The organism is Rhodovarius lipocyclicus, assembly GCF_009900765.1.
In the GTDB taxonomy this organism is placed as follows: Bacteria; Pseudomonadota; Alphaproteobacteria; order Acetobacterales; family Acetobacteraceae; genus Rhodovarius; species Rhodovarius lipocyclicus.
In genome coordinates this window covers 21409-41714 of the sequence record NZ_JAAABL010000035.1, presented here as the reverse complement: position 1 = coordinate 41714, position 20306 = coordinate 21409, and the positions used below count along the sequence as shown (strand labels likewise).

Here is a 20306-nt window from a genome sequence, read left to right as displayed (position 1 = left end):
CTTCGCCAAACTCAAGGAATTCAAACGGATCGCACTGCGTAGCGACAAAACAGACAGCTCATTCGCCGCCATGATCTATCTCGCCGCAGCCGTCATACGGTCACGATGAATCTCAACAAGCCCTATATAGAATCAGCGCCGGCCCAAAACTTCTCGCAGGGGCCTGGGGAGATCTTATCTCCCCAGCGGATGGGGTCTGGGGAAGGCGGCGCCTTCCCCAGTCTTTGCCCCCTTGGGGAAGGCGGCGCCTTCCCCAGTGCGCGCCCCCCATCCACAATACCTGTCATGGCTTTCATCCTGTTCCCCCTCGCCGCCCTGTTCGAGATCGCGGGCTGCTTCGCCTTCTGGGCCGTCTGGCGGCAGGGCGCGCACCCGGCCTGGCTGGGCCTGGGCGTGCTCTCGCTGGTGGGGTTCGCGGCGTTGCTGGCGCTGTCCCCCTCCGAGGCGGCGGGCCGGGCCTTCGCGGCCTATGGTGGGGTGTATGTGGCGGCCAGCCTGGCCTGGCTGTGGTGTGTCGAGGGCTTCCGCCCCGATCGCTGGGACATGGCGGGGGCCGCGCTGTGCGTAGCGGGCGCCCTCGTGATCCTGTTCGCGCCGCGTTAGATCATCATCTGATCAGATAAAGATGATCGTGAAAACAAATACCTAGAGCGGTTTCCGTGAGCCGGTGCGAACGGAAGCCGCGCTAGGGCCTGTCGCCGCGCGCCATCCGGGCCTCGATCTGGTCGATGACCGCGGGCAGCTCATGCAGGCCCTCGATGATATAGTGCGCGCCGGTGGCTCGCAGCTTGGCGGCGGCGCCCTCATGCAGGGCGGCGCGTTCCGCCGCGCTCACGGCCGCCAGTTCGGCCTCGGACAGGCCCACCTCGTTGCCGGTCAGGGTCACGCCCACCGTCCAGCTGCCGGCGTTGATGCCCTCGCCGATGCCGGGCGGCGTGTCATCCACCTTCACCACCGCGCTGGCGGGCCACACGTTCAGGTCCAGGAAGCAGCGGTACATCATCAGCGGCGAGGGCCGGCCCTGCGGCAGGTCGCCCGCGCAGACCAGATTGTCGGGCGCATAGCCCTGGGCGGCGGCGGCCGGCAGCAGGGGGGCCATGATCTCCCGCGTGTAGCCGGTGGTGCTGCCGATCTTCAGGCCCCGGGCGCGCAGCGTGGCCACCGCCTGGGCGGCGCCGGGGATGAGCTGGGCGAAATCCACCACCACCCGCGCGTTCAGCGGCACGAACACGTCATGGATGGCGTCTGCGTCGGCATCGGAGAAGTCGCGGCCATGCGCGGCGCGCCAGGCTTCGGCGATGCGCGGCAGGCTGCCCAGGGCGCGGATATGGTCCCATTTGGCCATGCCCATGGGGCCGCGCGCCTCGGGCACCGTGATCTCCACGCCGAACTGGCGGAACACCTCGACAAAGGCGCCCATGGGCGCGCGGCTGCCGAAATCCACCACCGTGCCGGCCCAGTCCAGCACCACGGCCTTGAGGATGCTCATGCGGGTTCTCCGTGCAGTTCGGCCAGGGTTTCCTCCGCGATGGCGAAGGAGGTGGAGGCACCGGTGCCGCTGGTGACCATCACCAGCCGGATGTTGCCGGCTGGCGCGTCGCGGAACATCAGCTTGTCGGGGGCTGAGGGGTAGATGCCCGTCCAGCGTTCCAGCACCGGGGGCGGGGCAATGCCGAGCGCCGCCTGGAATTCCTCCAGGATCAGCCGGTCCACCTCCTCGGGCGCGAAGGGGTGGGGCGTGGCGCCGTAATGGTGGCTGTCGCCCACCACCAGCGACCCATCGGCCGATTGCACCACGATCAGGTGGATGCCGTTGTCGAGCTGGGCCTTCTGCTCGGCCAGCAGCACGGGGCGCAGGGCCTCGGCCTCCGGCAGTTCGGAATAGCCGAGGTAGCGCACCAGCCCCAGGTCGGACATCACCGCCCCCGGCAGGCGGAAGCCAGGATTGGCCAGGCGCAGCATGTGCAGCTTGCACTTGGTCACGCCCTGGGCCGCGATGCGCTCGGGGAACAGGGTCAGGAAATCATCGTTCGGGCAGACCACGACCATGCGGGCGGGGATGAGGCCGTCCGCGGTCTCCACGCCCTTTTCCGTCACGCCGCGCACCAGCGTGTCGCGGCGGAATTCCACCCCATGGGCGGCGGCCAGCCAGGCGGCCAGGCGCGGGATGGCGTCGCGGCTTTCCACCCGGCGCTCATGCGGGCTCCAGAGCAGGGCGCGGGGCGTACCGGCGCACAGGTCGGGGAAGCGGCGGGCGGCCTCGGCGGCGTCCAGCAATTCGCATTCCGCGCCCATTTCCGTGCGGCGGAAGGCCTCCAGCACCGCCACCGATTCGGGGCGGCGCGCCAGCATGGCGAAGCCGCTGTGCAGGATGTCGATGCCCGCCTGGGGCGCCACCTCGGCCCAGACGTCGCGGGAGCGCATGGCCCGGCGCCAGCAATCCCCCGCCTGCTGGCCGGTGACGGTGACGAAGCCGAAATTGCGGATGGAGGCGCCATTGGCCTGGGCGTCCTTGTCCAGCACCAGCACCTTCAGGCCGCGCCGGGCGGCGGCCAGCGCATGGGCCAGCCCCAATATGCCCGCGCCCACCACCGCGATGTCATAGCCCTGTAACATGCAGCCTGCCTGTTTCGCTGGCACAAACCCGAGGGTCCGCGCGGGGATGCCGAAGGAATGCCCCCAGTATGGGCATGGAAACGCTGGAAAATCGCGCGGTGTTTGTTTCACCCTGCGGGGGCTGCGGTCAATCCGGCCGCGATGACAGCCAGCACGGAAACCGCATGCGCCGCTCCCTCCTCCTCGCCATCGCCGCCGGGATCAGCCTGTTCTCGGCCGAGGCCCGCGCCCAGAGCCGCACCCGCCTCACCGTCTATACCGCGCTCGAGAACGAGCAGCTGGCGCCCTACAAGGCCGCGGCCGAGCGCGCGGTGCCGGGCATCGAGATCGCCTGGGTGCGCGACAGCACCGGCGTCATCACCGCCCGCCTGCTGGCCGAGCGCGCCAACCCGCGCGCCGACATGGTCTGGGGCCTGTCGGTGTTCAGCCTGCTGAGCCTGGAATCCCAGGACATGCTGGAACCCTACACCCCCCAGGGCGCCAGCGCGCTGCGGCCCAACATGCGCTCCGCGCGGGAGCCGATGACCTGGACGGGCATGGATGCCTATGTGGCCGCCATCTGCTTCAACCGGGTGGTGGCGCAGCAGCGCGGCCTGCCGCGCCCCTCCAGCTGGGCGGACCTGCTGAACCCGGCTTTCCGCGGGCAGGTGGTGATGCCCAACCCGGCCTCCTCGGGCACCGGCTTCCTGACCATGGCGGGCTGGATCGGTTCGATGGGGGAGGCGCCGGCCTGGACCTACATGACCGGCCTGCATGAGAACATCCAACTCTATACCCATTCCGGCAGCGCGCCCTGCAACAACGCGGCGCGCGGCGAATACGCGGCGGGCATCAGCTTCGACATGCGCTCCGTCACGCTGCGCAACCAGGGCGCGCCGATCGACATCATCATCCCGACCGATGGCGTGGGCTTCGACCTGGAGGCGACGGCGATCATGCGCGGCACCCGCAACCTGGAGGCCGCGCGCCGCCTGGCGGACTGGACCGTGAGCCGCGAGGCGAACGAGGCCTATGGCCGCTTCTTCGCGCTGCTGGCCCACCCGGATGCCAGCGCCAGCGTGCCCAACTACCCGGCCGATTTCGCCCAGCGCCTGGTCAGCCAGGATTTCGCGGGGCTTTCCGCTCGGCGTGAGGAACTGCTGCGCGAATGGACGCGCCGCTTCGACGGCAAATCCGCCCCGCGTTGAGCTATCTGCGGCTTTCGGCCATCGGCAAGCGCCACGGCGCCTTCCAGGCGCTGCGGGGGGTGGAGCTGTCGGTGGCGGAGGGGGAGTTCCTGTGCCTGCTGGGGCCCTCGGGCTGCGGCAAGACCACGCTGCTGCGCGCCATCGCCGGGCTGGACCCGCCGAGCGAGGGCCGCATCGAACAGGCCGGCCGGGACATCACGGCCCTGCCGCCCGCCGCGCGGGATTTCGGCATCGTGTTCCAATCCTATGCGCTGTTCCCGAACCTGACGGCGGCGGCCAACATCACCTATGGGCTGCGGGGCGGCGCCTGGCCGCGCGCGCGGCGCCAGGCCCGGCTGGAGGAACTGCTCGCGCTGGTGGGGCTGGCGGAGCATGCCGGGAAATACCCGGCGCAATTGTCCGGCGGGCAGCAGCAGCGGGTGGCCATCGCCCGGGCGCTGGCCGCCAGCCCCGGCCTGCTGCTGCTGGATGAGCCGCTGGCGGCGCTGGACGCCGTGGTGCGCCACCGCCTGCGCGCCGAGATCCGCGCCCTGCAGCAGCGCCTGCGTATCACCACCATCATGGTCACCCATGACCAGGAGGAAGCGCTGGCGGTCGCCGACCGCATCGCGGTGATGAACCAGGGCCGCATCGAGCAGCTCGGCTCGCCGGAGGAGCTGTATCTGCGCCCCGCCACCGGCTTCGTCGCGGGTTTCATCGGCCGGGCCAGCCAGTTCCGGGCCATGGTGGAGGCGCCGGGGCTGCTGCGGCTGGGCGGGCTTTCGTTGCGCGCCGCCATGGACCTGCCGGCGGGGGCGGCCGCGCGCGGCTTCATCCGGCCCGAGGACGTGCTGCCGGACCCCCAGGGCATGCCCGCCCGCATCCGCGCCATCGCCTTCGAGGGGCCGGTCTGCCGCCTGCAACTGGCCCTGCCGGAGCTGGTGCTGGAGGCCGAATGGCCGCCTGCCGCCGTGGCGGGCCTGGCCCCGGGGGCCGAGATCCGCATCGCCCTGCCGCGCGTGCTGGCCTTCGCCGATGGCTGAACCCGTGCGGCCGGTGCTGCCCGCCGACCAGAAGATCATGCTGGCCGGGCTGGCGGTGGCGCTGGTCTTCCTGGCCGCGGCGCTGGTGCTGCCGCTGGGATTCCTGCTGGTCCGCGCCTTCCAGGATGCCCAGGGCGGCTTCGTGGGGCTGGCGAATGTCGCCCAGTACCTCTCGACGCCCAGCCTCGCGGCCTCGGTGGTGAATTCGCTGTGGACGGCGGCGCTGGTAACGCTGGTGGTGGTGCCGCTGGCCTTCACCTATGCCTATGCGCTGACGCGCAGCTGCATCCCGCTGCGGCTGCTGTTCCGGGCGGTGATGCTGCTGCCGGTGCTGGCGCCCTCGCTGCTGCCGGCGTTGAGCCTGGTCTATCTGTTCGGCAACCAGGGCTTTCTGCGCGGCGCGCTGATGGGCGCGCCCCTGCAGGGGCCGGTGGGCATCGTGCTGGCGCAATGCGTGGCCTGTTTCCCGCATGCCGCGATGATCCTGGCGGTGGCGCTGTCCGCCGCCGATGCCCGGCTGTTCGAGGCCGCGGCGTCCCTGCGGGCGGGGCGGTGGCGGATCCTGGCCACCGTCACCCTGCCCGGCGCGCGGGGCGGGCTCGCCTCCGCCGCCGTCGTGGTGTTCACCCTGGTGGTGACGGATTTCGGCATTCCCAAGGTGATCGGCGGCAATTTCCCGGTGCTGGCCACCGAGGTCTATAAGCAGGTCGTCGGCCAGCAGAATTTCAACATGGGCGCGGTGGTGGGGCTGATCCTGCTGCTGCCGGCGCTGGCCGCCTATGGCTTCGACCGCTGGGCGAATGCGGCGCAGGAGAGCGTGTTCTCCGGCCGCGCCGTGCCCTATACGCCCCGCCCGCGCACCGGGCGGGACCTGCCGCTGTTCGTGTTCTGCTGCGCCATCGCGGGGCTGCTGCTGGCGGTGGTGGGGATGGCGGTGTGGGGTTCCTTCATCCAGTTCTGGCCGTGGAACCTGGCGCTCACGCTCGACAACTACGATTTCGGGCGGTTCGATCCGGCGGGCTGGTCCAGCCTGGGGAATTCGCTGGTCTTCGCGGCCCTGACGGCGGGGCTGGGCACGGGCGTCATCTTCCTGGTGGCCTGGCTGCTGGAGCGCGGGCCGCGCCTGCCGGCGCTGTCAGGCCCGCTGCGTTTCCTGGCTGCCGTGCCGCTGGCGGTGCCGGGGCTGGTGCTGGGGCTGGCCTATATCCTGTTCTTCAACGCGCCCTGGAACCCGCTGGGGGTGATGTACGGCACGCTGGGCATCCTGGTGCTGAACTCGCTGGTGCATTTCTACACTGTCTGCCACCTGACCGCCGTCACCGCGATCCGCCAGCTGGACCCGGAGTTCGAGAGCGTGTCCGCCAGCCTGGGCGTGCCGGTCTGGGTCACCTTCTGGCGCGTGACCCTGCCGATCTGCCTGCCCGCCATCCTGGAGATCGCGGCCTATCTGTTCATGTCCGCAATGACGACCGTCTCGGCCGTGATCTTCCTGTATGGGCCCGACACCAAGCCCGCCTCGGTCGCGGTGGTGCATATGGATGAGACGGGGCAGGTCTCGGCCGCCGCCGCCATGGCCGTGGTGCTGCTGGGGCTGAATCTGGCGGTCAAACTGGCGCAGCTGGGGCTGGGAGCCGCGCTGGGGCGGGGGATGCAGAGGTGGCGGCGGCGCTAGGCGCGCCGCCGCGCCGCCTCAGCGTTCGTAGAGCAGCCGCGCCCGCATCGTGCCCGGCAGGGCGCGCAGCTCCTCCAGGATCGCCTGGCTGTCGCGCGTCGCGCCCGCATCCACCACCACGTAGCCAACCTCGCCATCAGTCTGCAGGTACTGGCCGGCGATGTTCACGCCGCGCCGGGCGAAGATGGTGTTGATCCCGTTCATGATGCCCGGGACATTGTGGTGCACGTGCATGAAGCGCACGCCGGTGGCCTGCGTCGGCAGCGCCACCTGCGGGAAGTTCACCGCACCCATGGTGGCCCCGGTGTCGGAGTAGTCCACCAGCTTGCCGGCCACTTCCTCACCGATGCGGGCCTGGGCTTCCTCGGTGCTGCCGCCGATATGCGGCGTCAGGATCACGTTCTCGATGCCCTGCAGCGGCGTCACGAAGGGGTCGCCGTTGCGGGCGGGCTCCTCGGGGAAGACGTCCACGGCGGCACCGGCCAGATGGCCGCTGCGCAGCGCGTCCGCCAGGGCCTTCAGGTCCACCACCGTGCCGCGGGCGTTGTTGATGAAGATCGCGCCGGGGCGCATCTTCGCCAGCTGCTCGGCGCCGATCATGCCCATGGTGGAGGGTGTCTCGGGCACATGCAGCGTCACGATGTCCGACCACATCAGCAGCTCGTCCAGCGAGTTGCAGCGGCTGGCATTGCCGTGCGGCAGCTTGGCCTGGGTGTCGAAGAACAGCACCCGCATGCCGAAGGCCTCGGCCAGCACCGACAGCTGGCTGCCGATGCTGCCATAGCCCACGATGCCCAGCGTGCGACCGCGCACCTCATGGAAGCCGTCGGCCGTCTTGGCCCAGATGCCGGCATGAGCGGCCACCGATTTCGGGAACACGCCGCGCAGCAGGGTGATGATCTCGCCCATCACCAGCTCCGCCACCGAACGGGTGTTGGAGAAGGGGGCGTTGAACACCACCACGCCGCGCTCGCGCGCCGCGGCCAGGTCCACCTGGTTGGTGCCGATGCAGAAACAGCCGATGGAGATCAGCCGGTCGGCCGCCTCCAGCACATCGGCGGTCACCTGGGTGCGGCTGCGGATGCCCAGGATATGGACACCCTTCAGCGCCTCCTTCAGCGCCTCCCCATCCAGCGCCTTCTTCAGGCGCGTGACGGTGGCATAGCCGTTCTGCTCGAAGAAGGAGACGGCCGTATCGTTGATGCCTTCCAGCAGCAGGATACGGATGCGGTCCTTGGACAGGGAAAGAAGCTCGCTCATGGGGCGCTCTTGCTGCCAGAACGGGCATCGTGCAAGCCCCGGAACGGAATGGCTGCCCCCGCAAGCCGTGGGGCTTGCGGGAAGGCGCGCCCGGCCTAGCCTTCGATGTTGCCCCGGCTGCCCTGGATCATCGACAGGAACTCCTTCCGGGTGGAGTGATTCTCCCGGAAGGCACCCAGCATGCGGCTGGTCACCATGGTGACGCCGGGCTTGTGGATGCCGCGGGTGGTCATGCACTGGTGGGCGGCCTCGATCACCACGGCCACGCCCTTGGGCTGCAGCACGGTTTCGATCGTGTTGGCGATCTGGGCCGTCAGCTTCTCCTGGATCTGCAGGCGCTTGGCATAGGTCTCGACCACGCGCGCCAGCTTGGAGATGCCGACCACCCGGCCATTGGGCAGGTAGGCGACATGGGCCTTGCCGATGATGGGCACCATGTGGTGCTCGCAATGCGATTCCAGGCGGATGTCGCGCAGCACGACCATCTCGTCATAGCCGTCCGTCTCCTCGAAGGAGCGGGCGAGCATCTCGACCGGATCGTCGGCGTAGCCCTGGAAGAATTCCTCATAGGCCCGCACGACCCGGGCGGGGGTGTCCACCAGGCCTTCGCGGTCCGGGTCGTCACCGGCCCAGAGCAGCATGGTGCGCACGGCGGCCTCGGCCTCCGCGCGGGTGGGCCGCGCGATGGGGCCGGTGGAGAGGCGGTGCGGAGGCGTGACTTCGTTCATGGCCGCATGACAATCCCGCTGGGGCCTGTCCGCAAGGGGCTGGGCCCGCCCGTGGCGCGCCGGCGGGCCCTGTGCCGCGCCGTATCACCCCGGGAGTAATCACGAGATGGGGGCGGATCGCGTCTCCGCAACCCGCCCCCAACCGTATTTTCCGACTTATTGAGTCGGATTAGTCGCGCGCGGCGGCGCCCAGCTCGGCGGCCAGCTCGGCCTCCAGCGTGGGCTCTTCCTCACGCACCGGCTCTTCGCCGCGCGCCTGGCGCTCGGCTTCTTCCAGGCTGCGGGCGACGTTCACGATCACGGGGATATGCACCTCGGGGTGCAGTTCCACGCGCACGGTGGACAGGCCGAGCACCTTGATCGGCTCCACCAGCAGCACCTGCTGGCGGGTGATCGTCAGGCCGGCTTCCTTGGCGGCGTCGGCGATGTCGCGCGCGGAGACGGAACCGTAGAGGCCGCCGCTCTCACCCGCCTGGCGGATGAGGGTCACGGCGATGTTCTCCACGCGCTCGGCCACACGCTCGGCTTCCTCGCGGCGCTTCAGGTTCTGCGCCTCGAGCTGCGCGCGCTGGGCGGAGAACCGCTCCAGGTTTTCCTTGCTGGCGCGGATGGCCTTGCCACCGGGCAGCAGGAAGTTGCGCGCGTAACCGGGCTTCACCTTCACCAGGTCACCCATCTGGCCGAGCTTGTCGACCCGCTGCATCAGGATCAATTCGATCATTGTTAAGTTCTCCTAGGTCTGCGGCGGCGGCGAAGCGCGCCGCGCCCATTGTTCGTAAAGCCCCAGGCCCACCATCGCGGGCGCCATGATCTGCAGGAACAGCACCATCACCACGTAGAATGCCGCCAGCCACCACACATTCTGCCGCCGCAGCCGCCCATGCGCGCCGGCCACACCCATCAGGAAGAAGGGCAGCAGCAACAGCAGCAGCAGCGACAACGCCACGGCCCCACCCAGCACGGCTGCGGCCAGGGCCGCCGCCAGCACCAGCACCAGGTACCAGCCCGGCATCCGCGCGAAGGCGGTGGCCGGGTTGGGGCGCAGGGCCAGCCCGCGCCGGGCCAGGATACGCTGCGCGATGCCGGCGTTGGCCGACAGCGTCAGCGCCATCCAGAACCCCACCGCCGCCGCCTTCACCCGCACCACCGCCTGGACCATGCCGTCTGACAGCATGAGGCCCATGCGGGCGGAGCCTTGCTCCACGGCTTCGCGCATCACGGGCTCAAGCCCGCCGGACGGCGCGTACCAGGCAGCCAGGCACAGCAGCGCCGCCGCGGGGTACAACCCGAGCGACGCCAGGGGGAGCGACAGGCTCTGCCCATCGGGCCTGAGGAACAGGCTGACGAGCAGGGCGGCCGGCACCGCGAAGATGCCGAGGAAGATGAGCGTGGCCGCGATGTTGACCGAGACGGCCAGCACCACGGCGCCCACCCCCGCCGCGACCCAGGCCGGCGTGGTGCCGAACCCGAGGCCCGCGAGCAGGATGGGCAGTGGCGTGAACCACATCAGGACACTGCCCAGAGGCAGCCCCCGCGTGGCCCACATCAGCATCAGGGCCGCGACCAGCCCCGCGGCGGAACCCGCCAGCGCTGCCGGATTGTCGAAGCCCTTCATCATGGTGAACCCTGAGCCTTGGCCTGCTTAGTCGGCGATCACATACGGCAGCAGGGCCAGGAAACGCGCGCGCTTGATGGCCTGGGCCAGCTCACGCTGCTTCTTGGCGCTGACGGCCGTGATGCGGCTCGGCACGATCTTCCCCCGCTCGGAGAGGAAGCGGGACAGCAGACGCACGTCCTTGTAGTCGATCTTCGGCGCGTTGGGGCCGGAGAACGGGCAGGACTTCTTGCGGCGGTAGAAGGGCCGGCGGGCGCCCACGGCGGGGCGGCGGGCGGCGGGAACGAGCTGCGCGTCGTCGCTCATGGGGCTTACTCCTCGATCTCGGAAACGTCGAGCTCATCGCGCGAGCGGGCGCGGAACTCTTCGCGGTCGTCGCCACGGCCACGGCCGGAGGCGAAGCGGCCGGTGGGCTTGGGCCCACGGAAGCCGCGCTCGCGGTCGTCGCCGCGCTTGCTCAGGATCGCGCTGGGCTGGTCGTCGATCTCGTCGATGCGGATCGTCAGCGTGCGCAGCACGTCCTCATGCAGGGCGAGCTGGCGCTCCACTTCCTGCATGGTGGGGGCGGCGGTCTCGAGACCCAGCAGGGTGTAGTGGCCCTTGCGGTTCTTCTTCACGCGATAGGCCAGGGCGCGCAGGCCCCAGTACTCGCGCTTGCGAACCTCGCCGCCGGCCTCGGTGACCAGGGTCACGAGGGCGTCGGTGATGGTATCCACCTGTTGCTGCGAAACGTCATTGCGCGCGATGAACACGCACTCATACAACGGCATGTCTGCTCCCTTCGGATGAGCTCAGCCTGGCGTGCCCAACCATTGGACACAAATAGGCATAGCCGCGGCGCGCCAACGCCACGGCAGGGACGGGGGGCGTAAACACTGGATGCGCCCGGGCGTCAAGGCGGAAAGCGGCCTGGGGCGAGAAAGCCCGTCCGCCGCCTGCACGCACAGGTTGTATCGCCGATTCCGGCGTTCCCCCGGCCGCATCCCGCCGGTAGCGTCCGGCGCATGCAACGGGAAGGGGCCGCGCCATGGAATTCGGGCTGTTCGACCATATGGACCATGGCGCCGGCACCGTGGCCGAGGATTTCGAGCACCGTCTGCGCCTGGCCGAAGCCGGGGAGGCGCTGGGCTTCACCCGCTTCCACGCCACCGAGCACCACGGCACGCCGCTGTCCGTCGCGCCTTCGCCCAGCCTGCTGATGGCGGCCCTCGCCCAGCGCACGCGCCGGCTGCGCTTCGGGCCGCTGGTGTGGAACCTGCCGCTGTACAACCCGCTGCGCCTGGCGGAGGAGATCGCCATGCTCGACCAGATCTCCGGCGGGCGGCTGGAGATGGGGGTGGGGCGCGGGGCCTCACCCATCGAGCTGCGCCTGCACAACATAGCGCCCGAGGAAGCCGAGCCCCGCTTCGAGGAGGCGCTGGAACTGATCCTGCTGATCCTGCGCGGCGAGGGCGGGCAGGTGGATTTCTCCGGCCGCTTCTTTCGCGCCGAGGGGCTGCCGGTGGTGATCGGCCCGGTGCAGGCGCCGCACCCGCCGCTGTGGTATGGCGTGACGCGCGCCGCGACGGTGGCCCGCATCGCGCCCCGCCGCATGAACATCGTCACCAGCCACGACGCCACCGCCGCCCGCCCGATCACCGATGCCTATCGCGCCCTGCTGGCGCCAGGGCAGGCGGAGCCGCTGATGGGCATCAACCGCCATGCCGTGGTGGCGGAGAGCGACGCGGCGGCCCTGGCGCTGGGGCGGCGGGCCTATGCGGCCTGGCACCGCAGCTTCACGCATCTCTGGCGGCTGAAGGGCGGCGCGCCGCACACCCTGATGTTCCCGCCCGATTTCGACGCGCTGCTGGCCAGCGGCAAGGCGCTGGCGGGCAGCCCGGCCAGCGTGCGGGCGCAGCTGGCGGCGCAGATCCGCGATTCCGGCTGCAACTATGTGCTGGCGCGCTTCGCCTTCGGGGATATGCGGGCGGAGGAATCCCTTGCCTCCCAGGCGCTGTTCGCGCGGGAGGTGATGGGCGAGTTCGCCCCGCTCCATTGTAACGGGTGATAACGCTCATTCACCACGGCGATATCGTTCTTGATCTCGCACAAGGCCGGGCGAGGGTATCGAGACCAGTCTCCGCTCATCCGGCGGGGTGCCATAGGGGCATCTGCCGAAGCAGAATGGAGGCAGGTCATGGCCCTGCTCCCATCTTTCTCCCGCGATCCCCTGATGCCTGTCCGCATCATGCTGGGGCTGCTCTATCTACCGCACTGGTTTTACAAGATCCTGCGGATGGAAGCATCCGCCCGTTTCTTCGAGAGCGGCGGTTTCCATCCGGGGACGTTCTTTTTGTACGTCGCGCTGGTGATGGAGATCGCCTGCGCCATCGGCTTCATCTTCAACATCCAGACCAAGTGGTTGGGCCTCGTCTCCGCCGGGGTGATGGGTTTCGCGGGCATCGCCGTGTTCAACACGAAGGGCGTGGGCTGGCTGTGGAACCTGGGCGGTGTTGAGTACCTGTTCTTCTGGGGCTTCTGCTCGGTGGTCGTGGCCGCCGACGCCTGGCGGCGGGAATGGCAGGTCAACGGCAAGCTGAGCCTGTTCGGCACGCCCCGCTACGCCTGAACCATCTTTTGGGGGGCGTTCCCTTGGGGGGCGCCCCTGGTCTATTCCCGCCCCATGGCGAACCAGACCGACAGGCTTTCCATCAACGCGCAGCGGCTGCTCGGCCGCCTGCGCACTCTCGGCGATACGGGGCGGGATGGCGAAGGGCGCCTGACCCGCCTCGCGGCATCCGATACCGAAAAGGCCGGCCGGGACCTGCTGGCGGGCTGGATCGCCGCCGCCGGGCTGGAACTGGCGGTGGACCGCATCGGCAACATCTTCGGCATCTGGCGCGAGCCGGAGCAGGGAGATGCGGCGCCGGTCATGATGGGCTCCCACATCGACACCGTGATCAATGCCGGCATCTATGATGGCTGTTACGGCGTGCTGTCGGGGCTGGAGGTGATCGAGACCCTAAGGGAAGCCGGCATCCGGCCCGCGCGCCCCCTGGTGGTCGTGGCCTTCACCAATGAGGAGGGCGTGCGCTACGCCCCGGACATGCTGGGCTCCCTGGCCTATGTCGGCGGCCTGCCGCTGGAACAGGCGCTGGCCACCCCTGGCGTGGACGGCTCGGTGCTGGGCGAGGAGCTGTCCCGCATCGGCTATGCCGGCGAGCGGGAGCTCGGCTTCCTGCGCCCCCACGCCTATCTGGAACTGCACATCGAGCAGGGCCCGGTGCTGGAGCGCGAGGGGCTGCCGATCGGCGCCGTCGAGACGGTGCAGGGCATTTCCTGGCAGCGCGTGACCATCGAGGGCACGGCCAACCACGCCGGCACCACCCCCATGTCCATGCGCCAGGATGCTGGCATGGCCGCCGCCCGCGTCATGCTGTTCCTTCGGGAGCACGCGACCGGCGGCAACGCGCCCACCGTGGCGACCGTGGGCTGCCTGGAGCTGGTGCCCAACGCGATCAACGTCATCCCCTCCCGCGCCACCTTTACCGTGGATCTGCGCGACCCGGACGAGGCGCGGCTGCAGGCCGCCGAAGCGGCGCTGGCCGCCTTCCTGGAGCATCTGGCCGCCACCGAGGGTTTCGTGATCTCCACCGACCGGCTGGCCCGCTTCGAGCCCGTGCCCTTCGACCAGGCACTGGTCGGCGCGGTGGAACAGGCCGCCGCTGGGCGCGGGCTGCGCAGCCGGCGCATGACCTCCGGCGCGGGGCACGACGCGCAGATGCTGGCGCGGATCTGCCCGGCCGCGATGATCTTCGTGCCGAGCCAGGGCGGGATCAGCCATAATCCGCGGGAGTTCACCCCGGAGGCGGAGCTGGTGGCGGGGGCGAATGTGCTGCTGGATGCGGTGAGGGAGGGGCTCCGCCCGATCAGATCCCCATCCACCCCCTGACCATTTCCGCGTCGCGCTCCAGTTCTTCCGCGCTGCCGGCCCAGACGGTGCGGCCTTTTTCCAGCACATGGTGCCGGTCGGCCAGGCGCTTCAGCGCGGTCAGGTTCTTGTCGATCACCAGGATCGCCAGCCCCTCTGCCTTCAGCGCGGCCAGGGTGGACCAGATTTCCGCGCGGATGACCGGCGCCAGCCCCTCGGTCGCCTCGTCCAGGATCAGCAGCCAGGGGTTGGTCATCAGCGCGCGGCCGATGGCCAGCATCTGCTGCTCCCCGCCCGAGAGCGTGCGCGCCAACTGGTTCTGCCGCTCACCCAGGCGCGGGAACAGGGCGAAGATGCGCGGCAGGGTCCAGGGGCTGGCGCGGTGGAAACGGTCGGCGGCGGTGGCGATCAGGTTCTCGCGCACGGTCAGGGTGGGGAAGACCATCCGCCCCTCCGGCACCAGGCCGATGCCGCGCTGGGCCACGCGCTCCGGCGGCAGGGCGGCGATGGGCTCGCCACGGAAGGTCAGGCTGCCCCCGCGCGCGGGGTTCAGCCCCATGATGGCGCGCACCGTGGTGGTCTTGCCCATGCCGTTGCGGCCGAGCAGCGTGGCCACCTGGCCCTCGCCGATGCTCAGGTTCACGTCGAACAGGACTTGGGACGGGCCGTAGCCAGCCTCAAGGCCCAGCGCCTGCAGCATCACGCACCCTCCTCGGCCAGATAGGCTTCCTGCACGGCGGGGTTGGCACGGATCTCGGCCGCCGTGCCGGTGGCGATGGCGCGGCCATAGACCAGCACGGTGATGCGGTCCGCGAGCGCGAAGACGGCGTCCATGTCGTGTTCCACCAGCAGCATCGCGGGGCCGCCCTTCAGCGCGCGCAGCGTGTCGGTCATGCGGATGCTCTCGCTGGCGCCGAGCCCGGCCATGGGCTCGTCCAGCAGCAGCAGGCGGGGGGCGCCCGCCAGCACCATGGCCAGTTCCAGCACCTTGCGTTCCCCGGCGGACATGTCGGCCACGCGGGCGGCGCGGCGGGGTTCGGGGAAGTCCACCTGGTCCAGCAGGGCGCGGGCGGGGGCCAGCAGCCGCTCGTCGCGGTCCGCGCGGCGCCAGAAGCGGAAGCTGTGGCCCGCATGCGCCTGCACGGCCAGCGCCACATTGGCCAGCGCCGTTTCCTCATCCAGCAACTGCACGATCTGGAAGGACCGGCCGAGCCCCATCTTCACCCGCGCGGGCACGGAGGCGCGCGTCACGTCCTGGCCCAGGAAGCGCACGGTGCCGGCATCGGGCGCGATCTCCCCCACCAGCTGGCCGATCAGGGTGGATTTGCCGGCGCCATTGGGGCCGATCAAGGCGTGGATCTCGCCGGGGCGCACATCCAGCGAGAGGTGATCGGTGGCCGTTAGCCCGCCAAAGCGCTTTACCAGACCCGCGATCTCCAGGATGGGTTCAGCCACGGCGCACCCCCAGCAGGCGGTTCACCAGCGCCATGATGCCGCCCCGCCCGAACAGCACCACCACCACCAGGATGGGGCCGAGGATGATGGCCCAATGCTCGGTCAGGCCGCCCAGGAAGAATTCCAGCCCCTGCAAGGCGATGGCACCCAGCACCGGCCCCAGCAGCGTGCCGATGCCGCCCAGGATCACCACCACCATGATCTCGCCGGACTTCTGCCAGCTCATGATATCGGGCGAGACGAAGCGCATGTAATTGGCCATCAGCGCGCCCGCCGCACCCGCGCCCATGCCCGCGATGACGAAGGCCGCCAGCTTGTAGGGATAGGGCGAGATGCCGATGGCGCGCATCCGGCGCTCATTCTGGCGGATGCCCTCCAGCACGCGGCCGAAGCGGCTGCCGACGATGCGCCATTGCAGGAACAGCCAGGCGCAGAGCACCCCCAGCACCAGCCAGTACAGCTGGTCGATGTCGCGCAGATCGAGCCCCGGCACGGCGTTGCGCCGGCGGATGGTCATGCCGTCATCGCCGCCATAGGCCTTGAGGCCCACGAACAGGAAGAACAGCATCTGCGCGAAGGCCAGCGTGATCATGATGAACTGCACGCCGGAAGTGCGCAGCGACAGCGCCCCGATCACGGCGGCCGCCAGCCCGGCCATCAGCATCGCGGCGGGCAGGGTGATCAGCAGTTGGTCGGTGCCGGGGATGAGGCCGAAGATCGGCTCCTGCTGGCGGAAATGCTCCCACAATATGCCCACCGTATAGGCGCCGATCCCGTAATAGGCAGCATGGCCGAAGCTGATCATGCCGCCATGGCCGATGATCAGGTTCAGCGAGGACGCCGCGAAGGCCAGGCACAGGATGGAGGTGGCCACCCCTGTGCCGCCCGGCAGGTCGAGCGCGCGCATGAGAAAGGGCAGGGCGACGGCCGCCGCGAACAGGATGGCGAGGGCGATCTTCTCACGCATGGGCGGGGAAGATCCCGCGCGGCTTGATCAGCAGCACCAGCGCCATCAGCACATAGACCCCCATGGAGGACAGCGCGGCCCCCAGCGCATCGGCCTGGCTGGCATCCAGCACGCCGCGCAGCAGCCCGGGCACGAAGCCGCGCAGCAGCGTATCGACCACACCCACCAGCAGCGCCCCGAACAGCGCGCCGCGCACGGAGCCGATGCCCCCGATCACCACCACCACGAAGGTCTGGATCAGGATCTGCTCACCCATGCCGACCTGCACATTGAAGACGGGCCCGGCCATGATGCCCGCGAGCCCCGCCAGCAGTGCCCCCAGCCCGAACACCAGCGTGTAGAGCAGCCGGATATCGACCCCCAGCGCCCGCACCATCTCCCGATGCGTGGCCCCCGCGCGCACCAGCATGCCGATGCGCGTGCGCTGGATCAGCAAGTATAGCCCGCCCGCCACCGCGAGGCCCACCGCGATGATCAGCAGCCGGTAGGACGGGTAGGGCACGCCGGGGATGATCTCGACCGAGCCGGTGAACCAGGCGGGCAGGGCCACGAAGCGCGGCTGGCGGCCGAACAGCAGCACCATCAGCTGGTTGAAGAACAGGATCAGCCCAAAGGTCGCCAGCACCTGGTCCAGATGGTCGCGCGCGTATAATCGCCGCAGCACCACCAGCTCCATCACCATGCCGGTCACACCCGCGGCCAGCAGCCCGCCCAGCAGCGCCAGCCACCAGCTGCCGGTGGCCTGCGCCACCACGGCGGCGCCGAAGGCCCCCACCATGTACAGCGACCCATGGGCGAGGTTGATCACGCCCATGATCCCGAACACCAGCGTCAGCCCGGCGGCCAGCAGGAACAGCATGACGCCGAGCTGGAGGCCGTTCAGCAACTGCTCAGCGAGGAGCGCCATGCCGGGGTCTTACAGGCGGCACTGGGCGGCGTAGCTGTCGCCCTCATTCTCCAGGATCTTGGATTTGGTGACGAGCGCCAGCGTGCCGGCCACCCGCTCCACCTTCAGCGCGTACCAATCCTGCACCGGGTGCTGGTTGGGGCCGAAGGCGAACTTGCCGCGCGTCGAGACGAAATCCGCCTTCAGCATCGCGGTGCGGAAGGCCGCGGGGTCGATGCTGCCGCGCGTCTGGCGCAGCGCGGCGCCGATCGCCAGCGCCGTGTCATAGCCCTGCTGCGCGTAATAGGTGGGCAGCCGGTTGTACTTGGCGCGGAAGGCCGCGACGAAGGCCTGGCTCGCGGGGTTCTGGAAATCGCTGTTCCAGTGGCTGGTCAGGTTCACCCCCTCCGCCGCGTCGCCCACGGCGGCCAGCGTCGTGCTGTCCATCGAGGGGTTGGGCACGCATTGCGGGATGGTGCTCAGCAGCCCGGCCTGGGCGTATTGCCGCAGGAAGCCGATGCCCAGCCCCCCCGGGTGGAACTGGAACACCGCATCCGGCCGGGCGGCGCGGATCTGCGCGAGTTCGGCCGCGTAGTCGGTCTGGTCCAGGCGGGTATAGACCTCCTGCACCACCTCGCCGCCGAACTTGCGCTTGAAGCCGGTCAGCGCGTCGCGGCCCGCCTGGTAGTTCGGCGCCAGGATGAACATGCGCTTGTAGCCCAGCGTGTTGGCCAGCACGCCCGCCGTCTCGTGCAGCGTGTCGTTCTGCCAGGCCATGGTGTAGTAGTTGCGGTGGCACTCCCGCCCCGCGAAATTGCTGGGCGCCGCGTTGGGCGAGACATAGATGCCGTCCGCATCCAGCACGTCCGGCGCCACCGTGCCCAGCACGTTGCTGAACACCACGCCGGTCATCAGGCGGATGCGTTCATTGCGCAGGAAGCGCTCGGCGATGGACTTGCCCTGGCCCGGGCGCAGCGCGTCATCCTCGACCAGCACCTGCACATTGATGCCGCCGAGCTTGCCCTGCTCCTGCTCCACCGCCAGCTGGAAGGCATCGCGGATATCGGCGCCCAGATAGCCGCCGGGGCCCGAGAGAGTGGTGATCATGCCGATCTTGACCGGCGCGCCCTGCGCATAAGCCGGCGCCGCCAGCACCGAGGTCAGGCCGGCCGAAGCCGCCAGGAATCCACGCCTTTGCATCGGTTCACTCTCCCGGAATGATTGAAGCCTAAAATATTCTAGTCATGGCCCATGATGGACGTCGAGACATGAAACAAGGTCCGGCGGCTTCCCTCAAGCGGGCAGGCCGGGGCAGGGGGCGGGTGACTGCATTCCTGGGGGCAAATTGCCGTATTTGAGGCAGATCGCCGTGGGCAGGCAGGCGGAACGAGAGGGCTCTGCCCTCTCGCGCTCTCCCGCCAGGAGCCGAAAGGCCCCTGGACCCCAACCGTTTGGCGCCTCACCTTGATAGGCCCGTTGCCATTTTCATCATAAAAATCAAGCAGAACCACCTTGGCAGGACCAGCACCAAACTCCTGGGGGCCAGGGGCCTTTCGGCTCCTGGCGGGGGTCCAGGGGGCGGCGCCCCCTGGCCTTTTCGCTACCGCTTCCCCGCCATCTGCTTGTTCTCCAACCGCGACAGCACCCGCACCAGCGGCCACAGCAGGATGAAATAGGCCACCGCCGCCGCCATGATGGGGGTCGCGTTATAGGTCACGCTCTGCGCCTGCCGTGCCTGGAACAGCAGTTCCGGCAGGGCCACCACGCTGGCGATGGAGGTCAGCTTCACCACCTCCAGCGTGTTGGAGACGAGGTCCGGCAGCACGTTGCGGATGGCCTGCGGCAGCACCACCAGCCGCATGGTGTGGTAGCGCGACAGGCCGAGGGCGCGGGCGGCCTCCGCCTGGCCGGCCGGCACGCTTTCGATGCCGGCGCGGATGATCTCGCCGTAATAGGCCCCGGTGTTGAGGAAGAAGCCGATCGCCACCGCCTGCCAGGCATTCACCTCCAGCCCCGCGAAGGGCAGGCCGGCATAGACGAAGACCAGCAGCACCAGCGGCGGCAGGGCGCGGAACAGGTCCACCCAGGCCGCGATGGGCAGCCGCAGCCAAGGGTTGCGGATGGTGGAGGCGATGCCGAGGATGATGCCCCCCGCGATGCCGATCGGCACCACCATGGCCGAGAGCAGCAGCGTCTGGAGCAGCCCCTGGATCAGGATGGGGGAGGCTTCGCGCAGGATCTCCAGCGAGAAGAAGCCGTCGATGAAATCCTGCATGGTCAGCGTTTCCACGCGAAGCGCGTTTCGATCCAGCGGCCGGCGAGCACCACGGGAATGAACAGCGCGAGATAGGCCGCGGCCGCCATCGTCAGCGGCGTCGCGTTGAAGGAATGCGAGACGGCCGATTGCGCCGCGCCCAAAATCTCCGGCACCGCGACGACGGAGGCGAGTGCGGTGCCCTTGGTGATGGCGATGGTGCGGTTGACCAGCGGCGGCACCACCATGCGGATGGCCTGGGGCAGCACCACCAGGAAGAAGGTGACGAGGAAGCCGAGGCCGAGGGAGCGCGATGCCTCCCACTGGCCCTTGGGCACGGAGGTGATGCCGGCCCAGAACACTTCCTCGGCGAAGGCCGCGAGGATGAGGGAGAGGGCGAGCCAGGCCGCCCAGAACCCGTCCAGCTGGATGTCGATGGCGGGCAGGCCGAAGAAGATCAGCACGATCACGACCAGCGGCGGCAGGGCGCGGAACAGGTCGACGATGAAGATGATGGCCCAGTTCAGCACCCGCACGCCCATGGCGCGCAGCACCGCGAGGCCGAGCCCCGCCGCCAGCCCCGCCACGATCACGGCGATGGCCAGCAGCACGGTCACGCCCATGCCGTCCAGGATCTTGGGCGCCCATTGCGCCGCGATCCGGGCATTGAAGAAATTATCGAGGAAACGGTCGAGGTTGGTCATGCAAATGAACAGGGCGCCGTTTCCGGCGCC

22 protein-coding genes and 1 pseudogene are annotated in these 20306 nt (G+C 69.5%); 8 read left to right on the top strand and 15 right to left on the bottom strand.

Features of this window, described 5'->3' with window-relative positions:
- Nucleotides 1–109 (top strand): annotated as a pseudogene (locus tag GT007_RS22575) (IS5/IS1182 family transposase); the annotation flags it as partial.
- Nucleotides 110–285: 176 nt separating this feature from the next.
- Nucleotides 286–603: a YnfA family protein gene (locus tag GT007_RS17670; RefSeq protein ID WP_160122983.1), complete on the top strand. Its 318-nt coding sequence runs from the start codon at nt 286–288 to the stop codon at nt 601–603.
- Between the two features lie 82 nt (nt 604–685).
- Here the strand turns inward: GT007_RS17670 and phnX are convergent, their stop codons facing one another.
- Both phnX and GT007_RS17660 read right to left on the bottom strand, forming a co-directional pair.
- Nucleotides 686–1489: a phosphonoacetaldehyde hydrolase gene (gene phnX / locus GT007_RS17665; protein ID WP_160122982.1), complete on the bottom strand. Its 804-nt coding sequence runs from the start codon at nt 1487–1489 to the stop codon at nt 686–688.
- Complete coding sequence (locus GT007_RS17660; protein WP_160122981.1) at nt 1486–2616, bottom strand: TIGR03364 family FAD-dependent oxidoreductase; 1131 nt, start codon at nt 2614–2616, stop codon at nt 1486–1488. The genes phnX and GT007_RS17660 overlap by 4 nt, the downstream gene beginning before the upstream one ends.
- A gap of 164 nt (nt 2617–2780) precedes the next feature.
- On the opposite strand from GT007_RS17660, the gene GT007_RS17655 reads away from it, so the two are divergent.
- From GT007_RS17655 to GT007_RS17645, 3 genes are read left to right on the top strand one after another with little or no spacing between them, the layout of a single operon-like run.
- On the top strand, nt 2781–3803 hold the full coding sequence (locus GT007_RS17655; protein ID WP_160122980.1) for a putative 2-aminoethylphosphonate ABC transporter substrate-binding protein: 1023 nt from the start codon (nt 2781–2783) through the stop codon (nt 3801–3803).
- Nucleotides 3800–4825: an ABC transporter ATP-binding protein gene (locus tag GT007_RS17650; protein ID WP_236571733.1), complete on the top strand. Its 1026-nt coding sequence runs from the start codon at nt 3800–3802 to the stop codon at nt 4823–4825. Before GT007_RS17655 ends, GT007_RS17650 begins: the two co-directional genes overlap by 4 nt.
- Nucleotides 4818–6497: a putative 2-aminoethylphosphonate ABC transporter permease subunit gene (locus tag GT007_RS17645; protein ID WP_160122978.1), complete on the top strand. Its 1680-nt coding sequence runs from the start codon at nt 4818–4820 to the stop codon at nt 6495–6497. Before GT007_RS17650 ends, GT007_RS17645 begins: the two co-directional genes overlap by 8 nt.
- 18 nt (nt 6498–6515) lie before the next feature.
- Here GT007_RS17645 and serA read toward each other — a convergent pair whose 3' ends face one another.
- The 6 genes from serA to rpsF form a co-directional block, all read right to left on the bottom strand.
- Nucleotides 6516–7757 (bottom strand): phosphoglycerate dehydrogenase, encoded by a 1242-nt coding sequence (gene serA, locus GT007_RS17640; protein ID WP_160122977.1) that lies wholly within the window; start codon nt 7755–7757, stop codon nt 6516–6518.
- Between the two features lie 95 nt (nt 7758–7852).
- Nucleotides 7853–8485, bottom strand: coding sequence for a GTP cyclohydrolase I FolE (gene folE / locus GT007_RS17635; protein WP_160122976.1), 633 nt, complete (start codon nt 8483–8485; stop codon nt 7853–7855).
- A gap of 169 nt (nt 8486–8654) precedes the next feature.
- Nucleotides 8655–9206, bottom strand: a complete 552-nt coding sequence (rplI, locus tag GT007_RS17630) for a 50S ribosomal protein L9 (RefSeq protein ID WP_160122975.1) — start codon at nt 9204–9206, stop codon at nt 8655–8657.
- Between the two features lie 12 nt (nt 9207–9218).
- Nucleotides 9219–10103: a hypothetical protein gene (locus GT007_RS17625; RefSeq protein WP_160122974.1), complete on the bottom strand. Its 885-nt coding sequence runs from the start codon at nt 10101–10103 to the stop codon at nt 9219–9221.
- Nucleotides 10104–10127: 24 nt separating this feature from the next.
- On the bottom strand, nt 10128–10406 hold the full coding sequence (gene rpsR / locus GT007_RS17620) for a 30S ribosomal protein S18 (protein ID WP_160122973.1): 279 nt from the start codon (nt 10404–10406) through the stop codon (nt 10128–10130).
- Between the two features lie 5 nt (nt 10407–10411).
- Complete coding sequence (rpsF, locus tag GT007_RS17615) at nt 10412–10870, bottom strand: 30S ribosomal protein S6 (RefSeq protein ID WP_160122972.1); 459 nt, start codon at nt 10868–10870, stop codon at nt 10412–10414.
- A gap of 257 nt (nt 10871–11127) precedes the next feature.
- Here rpsF and GT007_RS17610 point away from each other — a divergent pair, with 257 nt between their 5' ends.
- The 3 genes from GT007_RS17610 (at nt 11128) to GT007_RS17600 (ending at nt 14031) form a co-directional block, all read left to right on the top strand.
- Nucleotides 11128–12147 carry an LLM class flavin-dependent oxidoreductase gene (locus tag GT007_RS17610; protein WP_160122971.1) on the top strand — a complete coding sequence of 340 codons (1020 nt, stop codon included), beginning with the start codon at nt 11128–11130 and terminating at the stop codon, nt 12145–12147.
- A 165-nt stretch (nt 12148–12312) separates the two neighbouring features.
- Entirely contained in the window at nt 12313–12708 is a 396-nt protein-coding gene (locus GT007_RS17605; RefSeq protein ID WP_160122970.1) for a DoxX family protein, read from the top strand.
- A 54-nt stretch (nt 12709–12762) separates the two neighbouring features.
- Nucleotides 12763–14031: a Zn-dependent hydrolase gene (locus GT007_RS17600; RefSeq protein WP_160122969.1), complete on the top strand. Its 1269-nt coding sequence runs from the start codon at nt 12763–12765 to the stop codon at nt 14029–14031.
- Here GT007_RS17600 and GT007_RS17595 read toward each other — a convergent pair.
- From GT007_RS17595 to GT007_RS17565, 7 genes are all read right to left on the bottom strand, one after another.
- Entirely contained in the window at nt 14009–14710 is a 702-nt protein-coding gene (locus tag GT007_RS17595) for an ABC transporter ATP-binding protein (RefSeq protein WP_160122968.1), read from the bottom strand. The two genes, GT007_RS17600 and GT007_RS17595, sit on opposite strands and share 23 nt — an antisense overlap.
- Nucleotides 14710–15465: an ABC transporter ATP-binding protein gene (locus tag GT007_RS17590; protein WP_160122967.1), complete on the bottom strand. Its 756-nt coding sequence runs from the start codon at nt 15463–15465 to the stop codon at nt 14710–14712. Before GT007_RS17590 ends, GT007_RS17595 begins: the two co-directional genes overlap by 1 nt.
- Nucleotides 15458–16432, bottom strand: a complete 975-nt coding sequence (locus tag GT007_RS17585; protein ID WP_160122966.1) for a branched-chain amino acid ABC transporter permease — start codon at nt 16430–16432, stop codon at nt 15458–15460. The genes GT007_RS17590 and GT007_RS17585 overlap by 8 nt, the downstream gene beginning before the upstream one ends.
- Nucleotides 16425–17339, bottom strand: a complete 915-nt coding sequence (locus GT007_RS17580) for a branched-chain amino acid ABC transporter permease (protein ID WP_160122965.1) — start codon at nt 17337–17339, stop codon at nt 16425–16427. Before GT007_RS17580 ends, GT007_RS17585 begins: the two co-directional genes overlap by 8 nt.
- A 9-nt stretch (nt 17340–17348) precedes the next feature.
- Nucleotides 17349–18518: an ABC transporter substrate-binding protein gene (locus tag GT007_RS17575; protein WP_160122964.1), complete on the bottom strand. Its 1170-nt coding sequence runs from the start codon at nt 18516–18518 to the stop codon at nt 17349–17351.
- Nucleotides 18519–18918: 400 nt separating this feature from the next.
- Nucleotides 18919–19608 (bottom strand): amino acid ABC transporter permease, encoded by a 690-nt coding sequence (locus GT007_RS17570; protein WP_236571732.1) that lies wholly within the window; start codon nt 19606–19608, stop codon nt 18919–18921.
- A complete protein-coding gene (locus GT007_RS17565; RefSeq protein WP_160122963.1) occupies nt 19596–20276 on the bottom strand; it encodes an amino acid ABC transporter permease in 681 nt (226 codons plus the stop codon). Before GT007_RS17565 ends, GT007_RS17570 begins: the two co-directional genes overlap by 13 nt.
- Nucleotides 20277–20306: the final 30 nt, after the last annotated feature.